Origin of the sequence: Auraticoccus monumenti, from assembly GCF_900101785.1 — a bacterium.
Classification (GTDB): domain Bacteria; phylum Actinomycetota; class Actinomycetes; order Propionibacteriales; family Propionibacteriaceae; genus Auraticoccus; species Auraticoccus monumenti.
The window spans coordinates 271,847-288,871 of record NZ_LT629688.1; the positions used below are offsets into that span (position 1 = coordinate 271,847).

17 protein-coding genes are annotated in these 17,025 nt (G+C 74.5%); 7 read left to right on the plus strand and 10 right to left on the minus strand.

Translation table 11 applies throughout. From position 1 onward, the window contains the following. The first annotated feature begins 64 nt into the window (after positions 1–64). Positions 65–1,117 (plus strand): App1 family protein, encoded by a 1,053-nt coding sequence (locus tag BLT52_RS01265; RefSeq protein ID WP_090589868.1) that lies wholly within the window; start codon positions 65–67, stop codon positions 1,115–1,117. 245 nt (positions 1,118–1,362) lie between these two features. Continuing rightward, on the plus strand, positions 1,363–2,190 hold the full coding sequence (locus BLT52_RS01270; RefSeq protein WP_197679147.1) for an alpha/beta hydrolase family protein: 828 nt from the start codon (positions 1,363–1,365) through the stop codon (positions 2,188–2,190). 246 nt (positions 2,191–2,436) lie between these two features. Here the strand turns inward: BLT52_RS01270 and BLT52_RS01275 are convergent, their stop codons facing one another. After that, positions 2,437–3,045 (minus strand): DUF305 domain-containing protein, encoded by a 609-nt coding sequence (locus tag BLT52_RS01275; protein ID WP_090589872.1) that lies wholly within the window; start codon positions 3,043–3,045, stop codon positions 2,437–2,439. A gap of 187 nt (positions 3,046–3,232) precedes the next feature. Continuing rightward, complete coding sequence (locus BLT52_RS01280; protein ID WP_090589874.1) at positions 3,233–3,616, minus strand: DUF6221 family protein; 384 nt, start codon at positions 3,614–3,616, stop codon at positions 3,233–3,235. A 161-nt stretch (positions 3,617–3,777) separates the two neighbouring features. On the opposite strand from BLT52_RS01280, the gene BLT52_RS20665 reads away from it, so the two are divergent. The 3 genes from BLT52_RS20665 to BLT52_RS01290 all read left to right on the plus strand — a co-directional run bounded on the left by BLT52_RS20665 (position 3,778) and on the right by BLT52_RS01290 (position 5,813). Further along, complete coding sequence (locus tag BLT52_RS20665) at positions 3,778–3,954, plus strand: hypothetical protein (RefSeq protein ID WP_157676905.1); 177 nt, start codon at positions 3,778–3,780, stop codon at positions 3,952–3,954. 268 nt (positions 3,955–4,222) lie between these two features. Beyond that, positions 4,223–4,432, plus strand: coding sequence for a hypothetical protein (locus tag BLT52_RS01285; protein WP_090589876.1), 210 nt, complete (start codon positions 4,223–4,225; stop codon positions 4,430–4,432). 109 nt (positions 4,433–4,541) lie between these two features. Then, complete coding sequence (locus tag BLT52_RS01290) at positions 4,542–5,813, plus strand: alpha-L-fucosidase (RefSeq protein ID WP_090589878.1); 1,272 nt, start codon at positions 4,542–4,544, stop codon at positions 5,811–5,813. A 235-nt stretch (positions 5,814–6,048) separates the two neighbouring features. Here the strand turns inward: BLT52_RS01290 and BLT52_RS01295 are convergent, their stop codons facing one another. The 5 genes from BLT52_RS01295 to BLT52_RS01310 all read right to left on the minus strand — a co-directional run bounded on the left by BLT52_RS01295 (position 6,049) and on the right by BLT52_RS01310 (position 12,631). Further along, positions 6,049–6,948 carry a siderophore-interacting protein gene (locus BLT52_RS01295; RefSeq protein WP_090589880.1) on the minus strand — a complete coding sequence of 300 codons (900 nt, stop codon included), beginning with the start codon at positions 6,946–6,948 and terminating at the stop codon, positions 6,049–6,051. After that, entirely contained in the window at positions 6,945–9,053 is a 2,109-nt protein-coding gene (locus tag BLT52_RS01300) for an iron ABC transporter permease (RefSeq protein WP_172803967.1), read from the minus strand. Before BLT52_RS01300 ends, BLT52_RS01295 begins: the two co-directional genes overlap by 4 nt. 6 nt (positions 9,054–9,059) lie before the next feature. Beyond that, positions 9,060–10,046 (minus strand): ABC transporter substrate-binding protein, encoded by a 987-nt coding sequence (locus BLT52_RS20670; RefSeq protein ID WP_172803968.1) that lies wholly within the window; start codon positions 10,044–10,046, stop codon positions 9,060–9,062. Between the two features lie 87 nt (positions 10,047–10,133). Beyond that, a complete protein-coding gene (locus tag BLT52_RS01305; RefSeq protein WP_090589882.1) occupies positions 10,134–10,988 on the minus strand; it encodes an ABC transporter ATP-binding protein in 855 nt (284 codons plus the stop codon). Between the two features lie 68 nt (positions 10,989–11,056). Continuing rightward, complete coding sequence (locus BLT52_RS01310) at positions 11,057–12,631, minus strand: helicase HerA-like domain-containing protein (protein WP_090589884.1); 1,575 nt, start codon at positions 12,629–12,631, stop codon at positions 11,057–11,059. A gap of 128 nt (positions 12,632–12,759) precedes the next feature. Here BLT52_RS01310 and BLT52_RS01315 point away from each other — a divergent pair, with 128 nt between their 5' ends. Next, positions 12,760–13,053, plus strand: a complete 294-nt coding sequence (locus tag BLT52_RS01315) for a type II toxin-antitoxin system VapB family antitoxin (RefSeq protein ID WP_090589886.1) — start codon at positions 12,760–12,762, stop codon at positions 13,051–13,053. A 73-nt stretch (positions 13,054–13,126) separates the two neighbouring features. Continuing rightward, entirely contained in the window at positions 13,127–13,645 is a 519-nt protein-coding gene (locus BLT52_RS01320) for a LytR C-terminal domain-containing protein (protein WP_090589889.1), read from the plus strand. A 3-nt stretch (positions 13,646–13,648) separates the two neighbouring features. On the opposite strand, the gene BLT52_RS01325 is transcribed toward BLT52_RS01320, so the two are convergent. The 3 genes from BLT52_RS01325 to BLT52_RS01335 form a co-directional block, all read right to left on the minus strand. Then, a complete protein-coding gene (locus tag BLT52_RS01325; RefSeq protein ID WP_090589891.1) occupies positions 13,649–14,887 on the minus strand; it encodes an RNA polymerase sigma factor in 1,239 nt (412 codons plus the stop codon). Next, positions 14,884–15,276 (minus strand): YciI family protein, encoded by a 393-nt coding sequence (locus tag BLT52_RS01330; protein ID WP_090589893.1) that lies wholly within the window; start codon positions 15,274–15,276, stop codon positions 14,884–14,886. Before BLT52_RS01330 ends, BLT52_RS01325 begins: the two co-directional genes overlap by 4 nt. 103 nt (positions 15,277–15,379) lie before the next feature. After that, positions 15,380–16,885, minus strand: coding sequence for a potassium/proton antiporter (locus tag BLT52_RS01335; protein WP_090589895.1), 1,506 nt, complete (start codon positions 16,883–16,885; stop codon positions 15,380–15,382). Positions 16,886–17,025: the final 140 nt, after the last annotated feature.

Genomic DNA, 17,025 nt, shown 5'->3' on the forward strand with positions numbered 1-17,025 from the left:
ACCCTGGTGCTCGTCGCAGGGCAGTCGACGTGCGAGGGACGCGCGCGGCGGGAAGGCACACGCGATGACCCGACGGACCTCGAGGAACACACCGCTGGCCGTGGCCAACCGGGTGGAGACCGGCGTCCGGGACCTGCTGGCCCGCGGGGCGACCCGGCGGGGCTGGACCCCCGCGGTCATCGCCTACCCGGGGTACGGGACCGCCGGCGGGGCACGGGTGCTGGGTCGGGTCCTGCTGGCGCCGCCCACCGTGGAGCCCTCCAGCCTGCGCGGCATCGCCGGCTGGCGGCGTCTGATGACCCTGGAGATGTCGGACGTGGACGTGCAGGTGGACCTGAGGACGACGACCGCCCAGCTGACCAGCGGGTCCGCCGGCCTCGTCGACGACCTCGTCAGCACCGACACCCCGCTCCCTCCCGGACAGGTGGAGGTGTCGTTCCGGCTCCCCGGCCGTGAGCCGATCAGCGCCCCCGTCCACGTCGCCGCCCCGACGGCGACCACGGGCGTGGTCTGCGACATCGACGACACCGCGTGGATCACCGGCCTCCGTCATCCGCTGCGGGCGGCGTGGCGGACCCTGACGGGGAGCAGCTCGACCCGCAGGTCCGTGCCGGGGATGGCGCGCCTGCTCAGCACCGCCGTCGAGGGCATTGAGCACGCCCCGGTGGTCTACCTGAGCAACGGGCCCTGGAACCTCCTCGGACCGGTCTCCCGGTTCCTCGAGCGCCACCACTTCCCGCCCGGCCCCCTGCTGATGACCGACTGGGGCACCAGCCCCGAGCGGTGGTTCCGGGACGGGCGCCAGCACAAGGCCTCCGCCCTGGAACGCCTGGCCCGCGACTTCCCCGACGTCCGCTGGATCCTGGTCGGCGACGACGGGGAGCACGACCCGGAGATCTACGCCGACTTCGCCTCCACCCATCCCGACCAGGTGGAGGCGATCCTCCTGCGCCAGGTCCGCCCCTCCGGCCCCGCCTCCCCGGCCCCGGCGGAGGGCGCGGGCGACCTCCCCGTCCTACGCGGCGCCGACGGCGACGAGCTGCGGCCCCAGCTGGAGCAGCACCTCCGACGCGACCAGGCCCCTCCTCGCCGGCGTCCGACCCCCAAGGGCGGGTAGCAGCCCCGCCGGGTCCGACCCACCGCCCCGGGACCCCCGACCTGGATCACCCTGTCGTCCGGGTCCGTCGCCGGTAGGTTCCAGGCGTGCACGTGGGCCTGCGGGTCGGACTGTCCTTTGACCCGTCCCGACCGAACTGGGACGACACCGGACCGCGACCGCTGCGGTGGTCGGTCTGGTACCCGACGGACAGCAGGGGCACCACCACGACCGGCGTCGACGCGTGGTTCCGTCACGTGCCGGTCGTGCGAGACGCTCCCCTCCGCGAGTCCGCGGACCCTCGACCACTGGTCGTCCTCTCCCACGGCACCGGAGGCCTTGCCGGAGGACTGAGCTGGCTGGCGACGAGGCTCGCCGGACACGGGTACGTCGTGGTGGGTGTCGACCACCACGGCAACACCGGGAGCGAGCCGTACCTGGCCGAGGGTTTCCTCTGCCTGTGGGAGAGGGCACGCGACGTCAGCGCACTCCTGGACGACCCGGGCTGGCGGGCCGCCGTCGGCGGGGCGATCGCGACGGAGGCGGTCGTCGCCGGCTTCTCGGCGGGCGCACACACCGCCCTGCTGCTGCTGGGCGCTCGCGTCGCCCACAGCCAGTTCGAGCCGGGCAACCCCGAGGTCAGCCCGGTCCGCGGACCGCGCGAGCTCCCCGACCTCGCCGACCGGCTGCCCTCCCTGATCAGCTCGAGCGGGGTCTTCGCGGCCGCCTGGGACCGCCGCAGGGCGTCGTTCCGCGACCAGCGCATCACGGCTGCCCTGGCCATGGCACCAGGACGCTCCGTCCGTGGACTCGACCCACGCACCCTCGCGGCGATCGAGCGACCGCTCACCATCGCCGTCGGCGGCTCGGACACGGCAGCCCCGCCGGACCAGTGCGCAGCCTGGCTCCATCAGCGCGTCCCGGGATCGCAGCTGCACACCGTCCACCCGGCTGCCGGTCACTACGTGTTCCTGCCCGAGCCGACGCCCGAGGGTCGTGCCGCCGCACCCGACCTCTTCACCGATGCACCCGGTGTCGTCAGGTCCGAGGTGCACGAGACGACCGCAGCACTGGTCCAGGCACTCCCCGGCTGACTGCTGATCGTGCACCCACCCGTCGTGCTGGACGCCGCACGACGGGCGGGTGCTCGCCGACGACGCGCCTGGCGCATCGGTCCTCGTGATGCCCCACCGCGGCGCCGCCCGGTGCCCGTGCCGGCCTCCCCGCCGCGGCAGCGGGAGAGCGGCCCCGCAGGACCCAGCCCGCCCCGGCGCCCGAGGCGAGGAGTCCGGCGGAGGGACCGGCTCCTCGCGTCAGCGCGCCCTTCCTGCTCCGGCCCGTCAGAGCGTGGCGAGCAGGCCCCGCATCTCCTCGATCTCGCTCTCCTGATCGGTGACCATCTTCTCGGCCAGGGCGACGGCGTCGGGGTGCTGGCCCTGCTCGACCTGCTCCTGCGCCATGGCGACCGCACCCTCGTGGTGCTCGATCATCTGCTCCAGGAACAGCGAGGACGCCTCCGGCCCGGGTGCTGCCTCGAGGTCGGCCATGTCCTCCTCGGTCATCATCCCGTCCCCGTGGCCCATGTCGTGGCCCATGTCCCCGTGGTCCATGCCTCCGCCGGTCTCGGCCCCCCAGGTCTGCAGCCAGGTGTTCATCTGCTCGATCTCCGGCTCCTGGGCGGCCTTGATGTCCTCGGCCAGGACCGTGACGGGCTCGGCGACCCCGTCCTTGGCCAGCAGCAGGTCCGACATCTCGACAGCCTGCTGGTGGTGGGGAACCATGTTCTGGGCGAACGAGACGTCGGCGTCGTTGACATCCACCGCAGCCTGACTGGCCTCGGTGCTGGTCCCACCGTCGTCAGGGGCGGCGCCCGGCTGGTCCGAGCAGCCGGTCAGGACGAGTGCTGCGGCGGCGACCGTCGCGGCGGTGATCGCGGTCAGCTTGTTCATGATCACTCCTCTGGGAGGTGGTGTGGGCGGTCGTCGTGGTCGTGGGGCGGCTGTGAGGTCGCCCTCCGAGGTGCGTGTCGAGGGTAGGTCGGGCCACCGCCGGCCCGCATCGACCCGTCAGGTTTGACCGGTTGACCACCACCACGGCACCGGGTGGCAGACCAGGACCACCGTCGTGGCCACGGCGTCAGCTGCGGTGCCGGGATGGCCGGAGATGGGTCACGGTCCCGGGAACGTCCCACTCGTCGAGGCAGCCCGGGTGGTCGGCGTACGGGAGGGCCAGCAGCCGGAGCACGGCCTCCGCGCCGGCGGCGTCCATCACGGCGCTCACGTGCCGGATCAGGCGCCGTTTCGCGTCGCACTCGGCGAGCACCCGGCGGGCGTTACCGGGCCCGCCCTCGTAGTCCTCGACGTCGAGGACCCGCGCCGGGGTGTCGACGTGACGCGACCAGATGTAGCCGCCGACGTGGTCGCCGGGCTGGTCGGCGTAGTCGTGGTTGGCCGCCATGAAACGACGAGCCGCGGACTCGTCCTCGGCGATGCGGTCCATCAGGAACTCACGCAGGCTCATCCGCTCCTCCTCTCGGCGTCGGGCCCCGATCGTCCGACCGGGATCGCTCGTGTTCGCCGCGACCACCCCGATCGGACGCAGCAGGAGGGTGCCCCGTCACCGACTCCGAAGGCACCGGTACCCCCGCCGGGCCGTTGCACCACCGCACGTAGGTTGAGGACATGAGCAGCGACCAGCACCACGAGTCCGAGCACATCGAGCACACCGAGGAGCACGAGGAGTCCTCGGGCGGCCAGGTCTCCGAGGGCCCCAACAGCTTCAGCGACGCCGGCGAGGTCGGCGGGGCGGACGCGGTCGAGAAGAGCACCTGGGCGACCAGCACCCAGCCCGACGAGTGACCCCGAGCAGCACCTGAATAACCGGTGGCGGCCCCTCGTGGGCCGCCACTAGCGTGTCCAGCGTCTTCACAGGTCGTGGAGCGAGGAACCCGGAAGGAGGCACCCAGTTGATGATGGCCACCCGTGACGCCGTCACCGCCGCACGTGGCGGGTCCGTCCTGGCCGACGCCTCCCGGCGCCGGGTCTGACGCTCGCCCTCCCGGCCACCCGGCCGGTCCCGGGTCCCGCACCCGATCACCACCACCACCCTGTTGTGAAGGACACTCCTGTGCACGTCTCGCTCCAGCACGTCCACCCACCGCACCTCCTGCTCGGCACGTCCGAGCTGGAGCGGAGCCGGCAGGCCGCCGCACGGCACGCCCTGCTCGTCTCGCTCCCGCCCCGGCGACCGGTCCGGCTCGACGCCGCCCGGCTCCGGCTGGCCCGGCTCATCGCCCCCCGCGGGCTCGAGCTGGTCCCCCGCGCGGCAGGTGCCTGACCACACCGGGACCGTCCCCCGCCGGGACGGACCCACCACCACGGGCACGGCCCGACCGCCAGGTCGGGACCGTGCCCGTGTTCCGTCGGCCACCTGGGAGCATCGGGGCATGAACCCCGAGCCCGACCCCCTCGTCCCCACCCCGGCCCAGCTCCGCTGGCAGCGGCTGCGGATGGGGATGTTCATCCACTTCGGCCTGAACACCTTCGCCGGCCAGGAGTGGAGCGACGGGACGCTGCCGGCCAGCAGCTTCGACCCCTCCGACCTCGACGCCCGCGACTGGGTCGCCTCGGCGCAGGCCCTCGGGGCCCGCTACCTCGTGCTCACCGCCAAGCACCACGACGGCTTCTGCCTGTGGCCGACCGCGACCACCGACTACTCGGTGCGCTCCAGCCCCTGGCGCGACGGGCGCGGTGACGTCGTCGGCGACGTGGCCGAGGCCTGCCGCGAGGCCGGCATCGGTCTCGGCCTGTACCTCTCCCCCTGGGACCGCAACGCCCCCGCCTACGCCGATCCCGAGGCCTACCGCGACCTCTACTCCCGCCAGCTCACCGAGCTCTGCACCGGCTACGGGGACCTGGTCGAGCTGTGGTTCGACGGCGCCGGCTCGGAGGGCTACCGCTACGACTGGGAGGCCTTCATGGCCGTCGTGCACCAGCACCAGCCCGGCGCGATGGTGTTCAACATGGGCGAGCCGACCATCCGCTGGGTGGGCAACGAGGACGGGCTGGCCACCGACCCGAACCCCTACGTCGTCGCCACCACCGACCTGAACCAGTACAGCGAGGCCTCCGCGGACCTGGGGAGCCGGCGCTACCTGCCGCCGGAGTGCGACGTGTCGATCCGCCGCGGCTGGTTCTGGCACCCCGACGACGAGCCGAAGACCCTGGAGCACCTGCTGGCCATCCACGAGCGCTCGGTCGGGCTGGGGGCGAACCTGCTGCTCAACGTGCCACCCACCACCGACGGCCGGATCGACCCCGCCGACGCCGCCCGGCTGGTCGAGCTGGGCGCCGAGCTGGAGCGACGCTACGGACGTCCCACCGCGACCACGCTGCGGACGTCGGCTCCCGGACCGACCGTGGCCACCGCGCCGGCGCCGACCGTCGTGGACGTCGTCGAGCTCGCCGAGGACCTCACCGGCGGCCAGCGCGTCACCGGCTTCCGGGTGCGGCACGACGGCGAGGTGCTGGCCTCCGGCTCGACGGTCGGCAGCCAGCGGCTGGTCCCCGTCCCCCGCCGCGAGGTGGACCGGCTGGAGGTCGAGCTGGACGGGGAGGGCGCCGTGCTGGACTCGGTGCTGCTGCACCACACCGGCGTGGACGAGCGCCCGCAGGTCCCCGAGGGCTACGTCGCCCCCACCGAGGCGCCGGAGCACTGAGCCCCGCCGGTCCCCGACTCGGCCGGTGCCGGCCGTCAGCCGGCGCGGGTCGCCAGGCGACGCGGAGTGCCGGCCGGCGTCGTCCGCCCGCACGTTCGGAGGGCATGTCGTCGGCCACCGGAGCTCGGGCCGGACCGGCGGCTCCCGAAGAACCGGCGCAGCGGCACACCAGCCTCGATATGGCGACGGTGCGCTCCTGTGACGGGTTCTCGGAACACGGCGTCCCGGATACGGGTCAGCCGGCTCGACCGGCCCGCCAGTAGCCCATGAACGAGGCGCTGTGGCGGTCCAGGCCGCGCTCCTTGACCAGGTGGCGGCGGATCGTGGCCACCAGACCGGCCTCGCCGGCCACCCAGACGTAGCGGCCGCCGGCGGCGTCGGCCTCCTCCCACAGCACGTCCTCGGGTGCCACCTCGGCCACCTCGCCGACCGGCGCGACCGGCTGCGGCAGCGCCACCCCGGCCCACTCCCGGACGGCCTGCTCCAGCACCTCACCGTGCGGACGCCCGTCGCGGGCCAGCCAGGTGACACCCACCCCGGCGGGGGCGACGAGGTCGAGCGCGTCGGCGTCCGTGGGCACCTCGAGCAGCACCCGGCCGGTGACGTGCCCGGGCAGCCGCTCCATGATGCCGCAGATCGCCGGGACCGCGGTCTCGTCCCCGACCAGCACCACCTCGGTGGCGGTGCCCGGACGCCAGGCGAAGCCGACCTCGTCCGAACCGGGGACGCCGGCGTCGGGTCCCACCAGCAGCAGCGGGCTGCCGATCGGCGCGTCCACGGCGAAGGCGCTGGCCGGGCCCTCGGTGCCGTGGCAGGCGAAGTCCACGTCCACCTCGGCCAGCTCGGGCCGCACCGCCCGCACGGTGTAGGTGCGCATCGGCGGGCGCCGGTCGTCGTCCAGGGCCAGCCACCAGCCGTACCAGTCCTCGCCGGAGGCCAGCGCGGTGGCCACCTGCTCCTGGTCGGCCAGGACGAGCTTGACCCGCTGGTCCAGGCAGGTGGTGCCGCACTCCCCCAGGTCGGCACCGGTGAAGGTGAGCCGCAGGAAGCCCGGGCTGAGCTGCTGCCGGGCGACCAGCCGCACCGCGAACGGGCGGTAGGTGGCGGTGCGGACGGGGGTGGTGGTGAGGGTCATGTCTTGACTCGCATTCTCCAGAGCAACCACAGGAAGTAGGGACAGCCGATCAGGGCGGCGGTGAGCCCGGCGGGGAGCTGGGCCGGGGCGATGACGGTGCGGCCGACGGTGTCGGCGACCAGCACCAGCAGCCCTCCGAGCAGGGCGGCGAGAGGGAGCAGCACGGCGTGACGACGCCCGATCAGCATCCGGGCGGCGTGCGGGGCGACCAGCCCCACGAAGGCGACCACCCCGATCGAGGCGGTGGCGGCCGCGGTGAGCACCAGCGCGGCCACCAGGACCAGCACCCGGGCACGTCCGGTGGCCACCCCGAGCACCCTCGGCGTGGTGTCGTCCAGCTGCAGCAGGTCCAGGTCCCGGCGGGTGCCGGCCAGGGCGACCGCGGCCAGCACCAGCGCGACCAGCATGGGCACGCTCTGGCCGAAGGTGGCGCCGTAGGTCGACCCACCCAGCCAGGTGATGGCCTTGGCCTGGTTCCAGGGGTCGGTGCGGACCAGCATCAGGGTGGTCACCGCGGAGGCCCCGGCCCCGACCCCGATCCCGACCAGCACCATCCGCGCCTGGTCGACGCCGTCGCGGGCGGAGAAGCCGAAGACGAGCGCACCGACGAGCAGCGCCCCGAGCAGGGCGGCGGTCAGGATCAGCCAGAAGCCCGGGTCGGGGACCACCACGATGACCGCGACCGCGGCCGCGCCGGCCCCGCCGGAGACGCCGAGGATCCCGGGGTCGGCCAGCGGGTTGCGGGTGACGCCCTGGACCACCGCCCCGGCCAGGGCCAGCGTCGCCCCGGCCAGCACCGCCGCCAGCACGCGCGGCACCCGGGCGTCGAGGATGATGTCGACCCGGACCGAGGCCGCCCCGCGAAGCCAGTTCCAGACGTCGCCGGTGAGGAGCGTGGCGTCCCCGAGCAGGGCGCCACCGACCACCCCGGTCACCAGCAGCAGCCCGACCAGCCCGACCAGCAGCCACGGCGCGCGACGCCCGAACGCGGTCCCCGCCCGCATGGTGACCAGCGAGTCCGCGTCCATCCCGGTCCGCACCGTCTGGGCCAGCGCCACCATGAACACCGCGCCGATCACCGTGGTGACCACGCCGGTGGGCACGCTCACCCCGCTCAGCGCGCCGAACAGCGCCCGCAGCACGACGTCGGCGGTCAGCACCAGGGCGACCCCGGCGAGGGCGCTCAGCACCACCAGGACGCGGTGCCGGCGGATCGCCGGCACCCAGCGGCGCAGCAGCCGGACCAGCACCGGGGCGCAGAGACCGACGAAGCCGACCGGGCCGGCCATGGTGACCGACACCGCGGAGAGCAGCACGGCCAGCACGACCAGCACGGTCTGGGCCAGCCGGACGTTCAGACCGAGCGCGCTGGCGGCGTCCTCACCGAGCTGGAGCAGGTCCAGCCAGCGACCCAGCACCACGACGGCGACCAGGGCCACGACCAGCACCGGCAGCAGCCGCAGCACGCCGTCCAGCCCGGCCTGTCCCAGCGAGCCGGCCCCCCAGGCGAAGAGCCCCTGGGTCTGCCAGGGGAAGAGCACGAGCAGCACCGACGTCATCGCCGACAGCCCGAGGGTGACCACGGACCCGGCCAGCACCAGCCGGATCGCCGAGGACCCACGGCCCGCGGCCAGCGCGAGCACCACCGCGGCGGTGACCAGGCCACCGGCGAAGGCGACGGCGGCGCTGGAGAAGAGGGGGAGGGTCAGACCGAGCGCGGCGAAGAGGGTGAGCGCCAGGTGGGCGCCCGCGTTGACCGCCATGGTGTCCGGCGAGGCCAGCGGGTTGCGGGCCACCGACTGCATCACCGCCCCGGCCGCACCGAGGGCCAGCCCCACTGCGAGACCGGCCAGCAGCCGCGGCAGCCGGGAGGCCACCACCACGGCGGCGGCCTCCTGGTCACCGGAGCCGGTGAGCAGCCCGAGCAGGTCAGCCGGACCGATGTCGGCGGTGCCCTGGGTGAGGTGCACGACGGCCACCGTCACCAGCCACCCGACCAGCCCCAGCAGCGCGAGGGTGGTCGCGGCACCGGCCCTCCGGGAGGGCGCGGCGGACGGTCCGGGGAGGACGTCGCCGGGGCGGGTCGGGGTGGCGGTGGTGGTCACGGCCGGTCAGTCCGAGGTGACCTCGGTGGCGATGTCCTGGGCCAGCTGGCCCAGTGACACGGTGCCGCCGTAGAGCCAGATGCCGTCGGCGGCGGGGTGCACCCGGCCGGCCTCGACGAAGGGCAGGCCGGTCCAGACGGCGTTGTCGGCCAGGACCGTCTCGACCGGGTCCTCGGTGGTGCTGTCCACCCAGTAGAGGAACTCGGTGTCGTCGGGGAGGTTGGTCAGGCCCTCGACGTCGCTGGAGGCCAGGCCGTAGACGGGGTCACCGGCCTCGCTCCAGGCGTCGGTCAGCCCGATCAGCTCCCCCACCGCGGACGGTGAGGACCCGGCGGCGTGCACCCGGAAGGTGATCGAGTTGGCCTCGGCGTAGGGGTAGGTGAGCACGAACGGCGTGCCCTCCTTGCCGGCCGAGGCGATGGTGGCCCGCGCCTGCTCCACGGTGGCGTCGAAGTCTGCGGCCAGCTGCTCGGCCTCGGCCTCCTTGCCGAGCAGGGTCCCGACGGTGGCCTGGTTGGACTTGACCAGCTCGACCAGCCCGTCGGCGGTGGCACCCTTCAGCACCACCACCGGGGCGATCCGCTCCATCTGCTCCATGGCGTCCTCGGGGATCGAGCCCTCGTCGGCCAGGATCAGGTCCGGCTCCAGCCCGGCGACGCTCTCGATGCTCGGCTCGGTCCGGACGCCGACGTCGGTGACGCCCTCGCCGAGCTCACCGGCGCTGGACCACAGCCCGTAGCCGTCCACGTCGGCCACCCCGACCGGCTGGACGCCGAGGGTGGTGACGTAGTCGGTGCTCGACCACTCCAGGGTGACCACGTCGGTCGCCGGGGCGTCCAGGGTCACCTCCTTGCCGCGGGCGTCGGTGACGGTGATCGCGGCGGCCCCGGAGCCGGCCGGCTCGGGAGCGGCGTCGGTGGGTGCGTCGGTGGTGCCGCACGCGGTGAGGGCGGTCGCCGCCAGGGCGGCGACGAGCGCGGTGCGCATCTTCATGCAGGTGTCCTTCGGTGGTTCGCGCCGGTCACGTGGACCGGCAGGGTCGACCGCGGTCCCGTGCGGGACCGGCGGCGGGGGTGGGTCTCAGACGGCGACGAGGGCGGGCTCGCCGAGGGTGGGCTCGTCGTGCAGCGCGGTGGTGCGCCGGCACCCGCGGGGGCGCACCTCCAGGCGGCCCTCCCGGTCCCGGGTCACGCCGATCTCGATGCCCCAGACCTCGCTCAGCACCTCGGCGGTGAGCACCGTCTCGGGGCTGCCGCAGGCCACCACCGAGCCGGCGGCCAGGACCGCGACCACGTCGGCCACCTGGGCGGCGTGGTTGAGGTCGTGCAGCACCACCCCGACGGTGACGCCGTGCTCGTCGGCGAGCTGGCGGAGCAGGTCGAGCAGCTCCACCTGGTAGCGCAGGTCGAGGTGGTTGGTGGGCTCGTCGAGCAGCAGCACCGCGGTGTCCTGGGCCAGGCAGCTGGCCAGCCAGACCCGCTGCAGCTGCCCGCCGGAGAGGGTGTCGACGGTGTCCTCGGCCAGGGCGGCGACCCCGGTCAGCTCCATCGCCCGCTGCACGGCGAGCGGGCCGTCGGCGTCGCGGGAGCGCCAGCGTCCCCGGTGCGGGTGGCGGCCGAGCTCGACGGCGTCGCGCACGGTGATCCCCTGGGGGGTCGGACGGCTCTGGGCCAGCACGGTGAGGCGGCGGGCCAGCTCGCGGGCCCCGAGCCCGGAGACCTCCTCCTCACCGATGGTGACCGTGCCGGTGGAGAGGCGCTGCAACCGCGCCATCCCGCGCAGCAGCGTGGACTTGCCGCTGCCGTTGGGGCCGACCAGCGCGGTGACGCGCCCCGGCCGGAGGTGCAGCGAGACGTCGTGCACCACGTGCCCGTGGCCGTAGCCGATCGAGACCCCGGTGCTGCTGAGGCCGACCCCGTTCCTGGAGAGGTTCACCTAAGTAAGGTAAGCCAACACTTGGTGCGGGCACCAGCCCGTGTGACGAGCCTCTCGCTGCTCCTGGGTCAGCGCCGGCGGCGCGTCCCGAACAGACCGCGCAGGACCTCCCGCCCCGCCGTGCGTGCCAGCTGGCGCACCAGGGTGTTGCGGCTCAGCTGCTCCAGCACCGACGGGTCCGCCGAGCGGCCGCCCGGTCGCGGCCGGGGCCCACCCTGCGAGCCGCTCGGCGGCGTCCACTCCTCCGGCTGCGGGGTGACCGGTTCGGGGGTCTCGCGCTCGACCCGGGCGGCGAGCAGCTCGCGCGCGGACTCCCGGTCCACGGCCTGTCCGTAGCGGGCCATCAGGGCGGACTGCTGGATGCCGGGCGCCAGCACCTCGGCCGGGGTCGGGCCGATCCGGGAGCGGGGGGCGAACACCGCGGTGCGGGCCACCGGGGTGGGGGCGCCGTCGGGGCCGGTGACGGTGACCACCGCCTCCCCCGTGCCCAGCGCGGGCAGCACCTCGGTCAGGTCGTAGCGCGAGCGCGGGTAGGTCTCGACCGTCTGCCGCAGCGCCTTGGCCTCCTTGGGCGTGTGGGCGCGGACCTGGTGCTGGACCCGGGCGCCGAGCTGGGCCAGCACCTCCTCGGAGAGGTCGCGGGGGGACTGGGTGACGAAGAAGACGCCGACGCCCTTGGACCTGATCAGCCGGACGGTCTGGGTCACCGAGGTGAGGAAGGCCCGGGAGGCGTCGGTGAAGAGGAGGTGGGCCTCGTCGAGGAAGAACACCAGCCGCGGCCGGTCGGCGTCCCCCACCTCGGGCAGGGTCTCGAACAGCTCGGCCAGCAGCCACACCATGAAGGTGGAGAACAGCTGCGGGCGGTCCTGCAGCTCGGGCAGCTCCAGCAGCGAGACGACGCCCGCGCCGTCGGTGGTGGTGCGCATCAGGTCGGCCAGGTCCAGCTCGGGCTCGCCGAAGAACTCGTCGGCGCCCTGGGCCGCGAGCGCGCTCACCTTGCGCAGGATCACCCCCACCGACGCGGTCGAGAGACCGCCGAGCTGCTTCAGCTCCCCCTTGCCCTCCTCGCCGGTGAGGTGCTGCAGCACCGCGCGGAGGTCGGTCAGGTCCAGCAGCGGCAGCCCGGTGGTGTCGGCCCAGTGGAAGACGAGGGACAGGGAGGACTCCTGGGTCTCGTTCAGCTCCAGCACCTTGGCCAGCAGCAGCGGCCCGAAGGAGGTCACCGTGGCCCGGACCGGCACCCCCAGCCCGCGCCCGCCGAGGGCGAGGAACTCCACCGGGGTGGCCGCCGGGGCCCACTCCTGGCCGAGCCGGGACGTCCGCGCACGCAGCCGCTCCGACTCCTGGGCGGGCACGGCCAGGCCGGACAGGTCGCCCTTGATGTCGGCGGCGAAGACGGGCACGCCCGCGGCCGAGAGCTGCTCGGCCAGCACCTGCAGGGTGACGGTCTTCCCGGTGCCGGTGGCGCCGCAGACCAGGCCGTGCCGGTTGAGCATCCGCAGCGGCAGGCGGATGCGGGCGTCGGTCACCGCGGCGTCGGCCTCGGCCAGGACGCCGAGCTCGATCGAGGGCTCGTCGAAGGTGTAGCCGTCCCGGACGACGGCCACGGTGTCGGCGGCGGAGGCGGCGGGGGAGGGCTCCATGAGCACAGCGTGGCACAGGCCACGGGGCCGTCGACGGGTGCGACCCCGGTCGCCGGGCTGTCAGACTTCTGGCCAAATCGTTAGGTTCTCGTGGCTGGGCCGCAGCGCCCAGCCACTACAGTTGCGCCGTGATCTTCAAGCGCGTCGGCGACGTCCGCCCCTACCCGGATCACGGGTACGCCCAGAAGCAGTGGGCCGCGATCGCGCCGCACCAGGTCCGTCTGGACCAGCTGGTCACCACCAAGCGCACCCTGGACCTCGAGGCCCTGCTCGAGGAGGACTCCACCTTCTACGGCGACCTCTTCGCCCACGTCGTCTCCTGGCAGGGCGAGATGTACCTCGAGGACGGCCTGCACCGCGCCCTGCGCGCGGCCCTGCAGCAGCGCCAGACCATGCACGCACGGGTGCTGGAGCTGAGCTGAGCCGCAGGACCGACGGGGCCGGGAGCCGGCCGACGACCACGAGCCCCTGGCGGGGCAGGAGCACGGAGGACCGATGAGCGCCGGACAGGTGTGGCGGCTGGTGCGCACCCCGCTCACCCTGCTCGTGCTGCTCGGCCTGCTGGGCTTCGGCGCGTACTGGGGCTACGAGAACGTGATGAAGCCACCGCCCCCCGCCCCGGTGGAGCCCTGCGTCCCGCAGGAGGTGGAGGACGAGCTGGAGTCCTCCCAGGTGACGGTGCGGGTGTTCAACGGCGGCGCCGAGCGCGGCAAGGCCGCCGAGGTGGGCCAGGCCCTGGAGGCGGCCGGCTTCAACGTGCGCTCGGTGGGCAACACCGACGAGGCGGTCACCGTGACCACCGTGGTGGGCGTCTCCGCCGAGGACCCCGCCGTGGAGCTGACCCTCGGCCAGTTCCAGGACGCCGAGGTGCGCCCCGACAGCCGCGCGGACGGCACCGTGGACGTCCTGCTCGGCTCGGAGTACGACGGCATGGTCGAGGACGCCCCGGAGTCCATCGAGATCGAGGGCGACTCGGTCTGCCTGCCGGCCACCCCCACCCCGGCGGCCGGCTGAGCCTCAGCCCGCTGACGTCAGCCGGGCCAGGCGGGCGTTGAGGTAGCGCTGCTCCGGCCCGCTGGTGGCCAGCCGGGAGGCCCTGCGGTAGGCCTCGGCGGCGGCGACCGGCTCCCCGGCCCGCTCCAGCAGGTGCGCGTGCACCGCGTGGGTGCGGTGGTGCCGGGCCATCGACCGGTCGACCAGCAGCGGGCCGACCAGCTCCAGCGCCGGCCCGGGCCCGGACACCATGGACACCGCGACCGCCCGGTTGAGCGTCACCGCCGGACCCGGGGCCACCCGGTCGAGGAGCTCGTAGAGGGCGACCACCTGCGGCCAGTCGGTGTCCTCCCAGCCGGCCGCCTCCGCGTGCACCGCGGCGATCGCCGCCTGGAGCTGGTAGCGGCCCACCGGGCCCCGCGGCAGCACCCGCTCCAGGATCCCCACGCCCTCCGCCACCAGGGCGGCGTCCCAGCGGGAGCGGTCCTGCTCGGCCATCACCACCAGGTCGCCGACGGCGTCGGTGCGGGCCGGCGCCCGGGCGTGGGTGAGCAGCAGCAGGGCCAGCAGCCCGGCCGCCTCGTCGTGGTCGGGCAGCCAGCCGACCAGCGCCCGGGTCAGCCGGATCGCCTCCTCCGCCAGCGCCACGTCGAGCAGCTCCGGACCGTCGCTGCGGGTGTGGCCCTCGGTGAAGACCAGGTGGCAGACGTCGAGCACGGCGGCCACCCGCCCGGGCAGCTCCGCCACCCCGGGACGCTCGAAGCGGGCCCCGGCGGAACGGAGCGTGGAGCGGGCCCGGGTGATCCGCTGCGCCATCGTCGGCGCCGGGACCAGGTACGCCGCGGCGATCTGGTCGACCCCGAGGCCGCACACCGAGCGCAGCGTGAGCGCCACCTGGGAGGACCGGCTCAGTGCGGGGTGGCAGCACAGCAGCAGCAGCTCGAGGCTGTCGTCGGAGCCGCCCGGCGACGACGGCAGCGGGTCGTGGTGCACCCGGACCGGGACCTGCCGCGCCTCCCGCTCCTCCCGCGCCGCCCGGGCCCGGTCGGCCCGGACCCGGTCGACCAGACGCCGGGAGGCGACCCGGACCAGCCAGGCCCCCGGGTCGTCGGGCAGGCCGTCCTGCTCCCACTGCCGCACCGCGGCGACCGCTGCCTCCTGGACGGCGTCCTCGCAGTCGGCCAGGTCGCCGTGACGACGCAGCAGCGCGCCGAGGACGCGTGGCGACTCACGCCGCCACACGTCCTCGAACGCCGCGCTCACTGGTCGTCGCCGCCGGGCCACATCAGCGGACGGAGCTCCACGGTCTCCCCCGGCCCGGAGAACCGGGAGGCCACCTCCTGGGCCCGCTCGGGTCCCTCGACGTCGATCAGGAAGAAGCCGGCCAGGTGCTCGCGGGACTCCGAGTACGGGCCGTCGGTGACCAGCGGCTGGCCGTCGGCCCAGCGGTAGAGCCGCGCGGTGGCCGGGTCGGCCAGCGCCTCCCCACCCAGCAGCTCGCCGTCGCGCTGCAGCTGGCCCAGGGTCTCCTCGAAGGCGGCCTGCCCCGCCGCACGCTGCTCCGGCGGGAGCGCCTGCTGCTCGGCGATGAAGTCGCTGGTCGGGTGGCCCCACGGCTGGGGGTTGGAGTGGATCAGGATCACGTACTTCATGTCGCTCCTCGGGTGTGGTGCCGTTCGGCACGCCGGACGCCCGCCCGGCACCCTGGACGTCGGAGCCGGGGGTCCCCGATCGACATCCTGGCGGAAGCGGGTCTCAGCCGTTCTCGCCACCGGACTCGTTCCACCAGTTGGCCAGCCGTCCGCGCCGCCCGACCGCCCGCAGCCGCCGCTCCACCGTCCCGGTGAGGGCCGTCGGGGTGACGATCAGGAGCTCGTCACCGCTGCGCAGCCGCTGCCGGCCGCTGGGGGCGAACATGTCCTCCCCGCGGATGATCAGCGAGACCACGGCGTTGCGGGGCAGCCGGAGCTCCGACACCATCACGCCGTGCAGCTGGGAGTCCACCGGGATCCGGATCTGCAGCAGGTTGGCCGACACCTTGTCCAGGGGCGCGGACTCCACCTCGATGTCGGTCATCACGCCCCGGCCCAGCCCGAGGCGTCGCGCCAGCGGGGCCAGCGTCGGGGCCTGTACCAGCGTGAAGACGATGACGAAGACCAGCACCACGTCGAAGAGGAAGTCCGACCCCGGGACGCCCGCCGACAGCGGGATGGTGGTGAGCACGATCGGCACCGCACCGCGCAGACCCGCCCAGGAGGTGAAGGCGAGGTGGCTGAGCGGGAGCCGGAACCAGATCACCGAGACCAGCACCGACAGCGGCCGGGCCACCACGGTCAGGAACGCGCCGGCGGCGAGGGCGATGCCCACCGCGTGCCAGGTGAGGCGGCCGGGCGAGGCCAGCAGCCCCAGCATCACGAACAGGCCGATCTGGGCGATCCACCCGATGCCCTCCACGAAGGAGCGGGTGGCGGAGCGGTGCGGGAGGGCGCTGTTGCCCAGCACCAGGGCGCAGACGTAGACCGCGGCGAACCCGCTGGTGTGGGCCGCGGAGCCGAGACCGTAGGCCAGCACCGACCAGCCGACCGCGGCCAGGGGGTAGAGGCCTGAGGCCGGGAGCGCGACCCGGCGCAGCACCTGGGCCCCGAGCCAGCCCAGGGCCAGCCCGATCGCCACCCCGCCGACCAGCTCCAGGGCGATCAGCCCGACCAGGCCGAGCACCCCACCGGCCGGCGGGTTGCCCAGCGCCGCCTCACTGGCCAGCGCCACCAGCAGCACCGTGGGGGCGTCGTTCAGACCGGACTCCGCCTCGAGGGTGCCGCGGAGGCGGTGCGGCAGCGGGACGCGTCGCAGCACGGCGAACACCGCGGCGGCGTCGGTGGGTGAGCAGACCGCGCCCAGCAGCACCGCCAACCAGGGGTCCAGACCGAGCACGTAGTGGGCGAAGAGGGCGGTCGCGCCCAGGCTGACGCCGGTCCCCACCGTGGCCAGCAGGCCGGCCGCCGTGAGGCTGGCGCGGATCTCGTTCCACCGGGTGGTCAGCCCGCCCTCGGCCAGGATCAGCACCAGGGCGCCGAACCCGAGGGCGTGGGCGAGGTCGGCGTCGTCGAAGCGGATGCCGAGGCCGGCCTCACCGATGACCATGCCCAGACCGAGGAAGAGCAGCAGCGCCGGGAGACCGAACGAGGCCCCCACCCGGGCCGCCAGGACCGCCACCAGCAGGACGGCCGACCCCACCAGGAGGAGGCCGTCGAGGTCGATCATGGGCTGATCCTCCCAGGACCGTGTTGCGAGGACGCGTCGGTGACCACGGCACGCACCGCGGGCGCGGGCCGTCCCCGGTCAGGGGCCGTCCCCGGTCAGGGGCCGTCCCCGGTCAGGGGCCGTCCCCGGTCGGAGGGCGG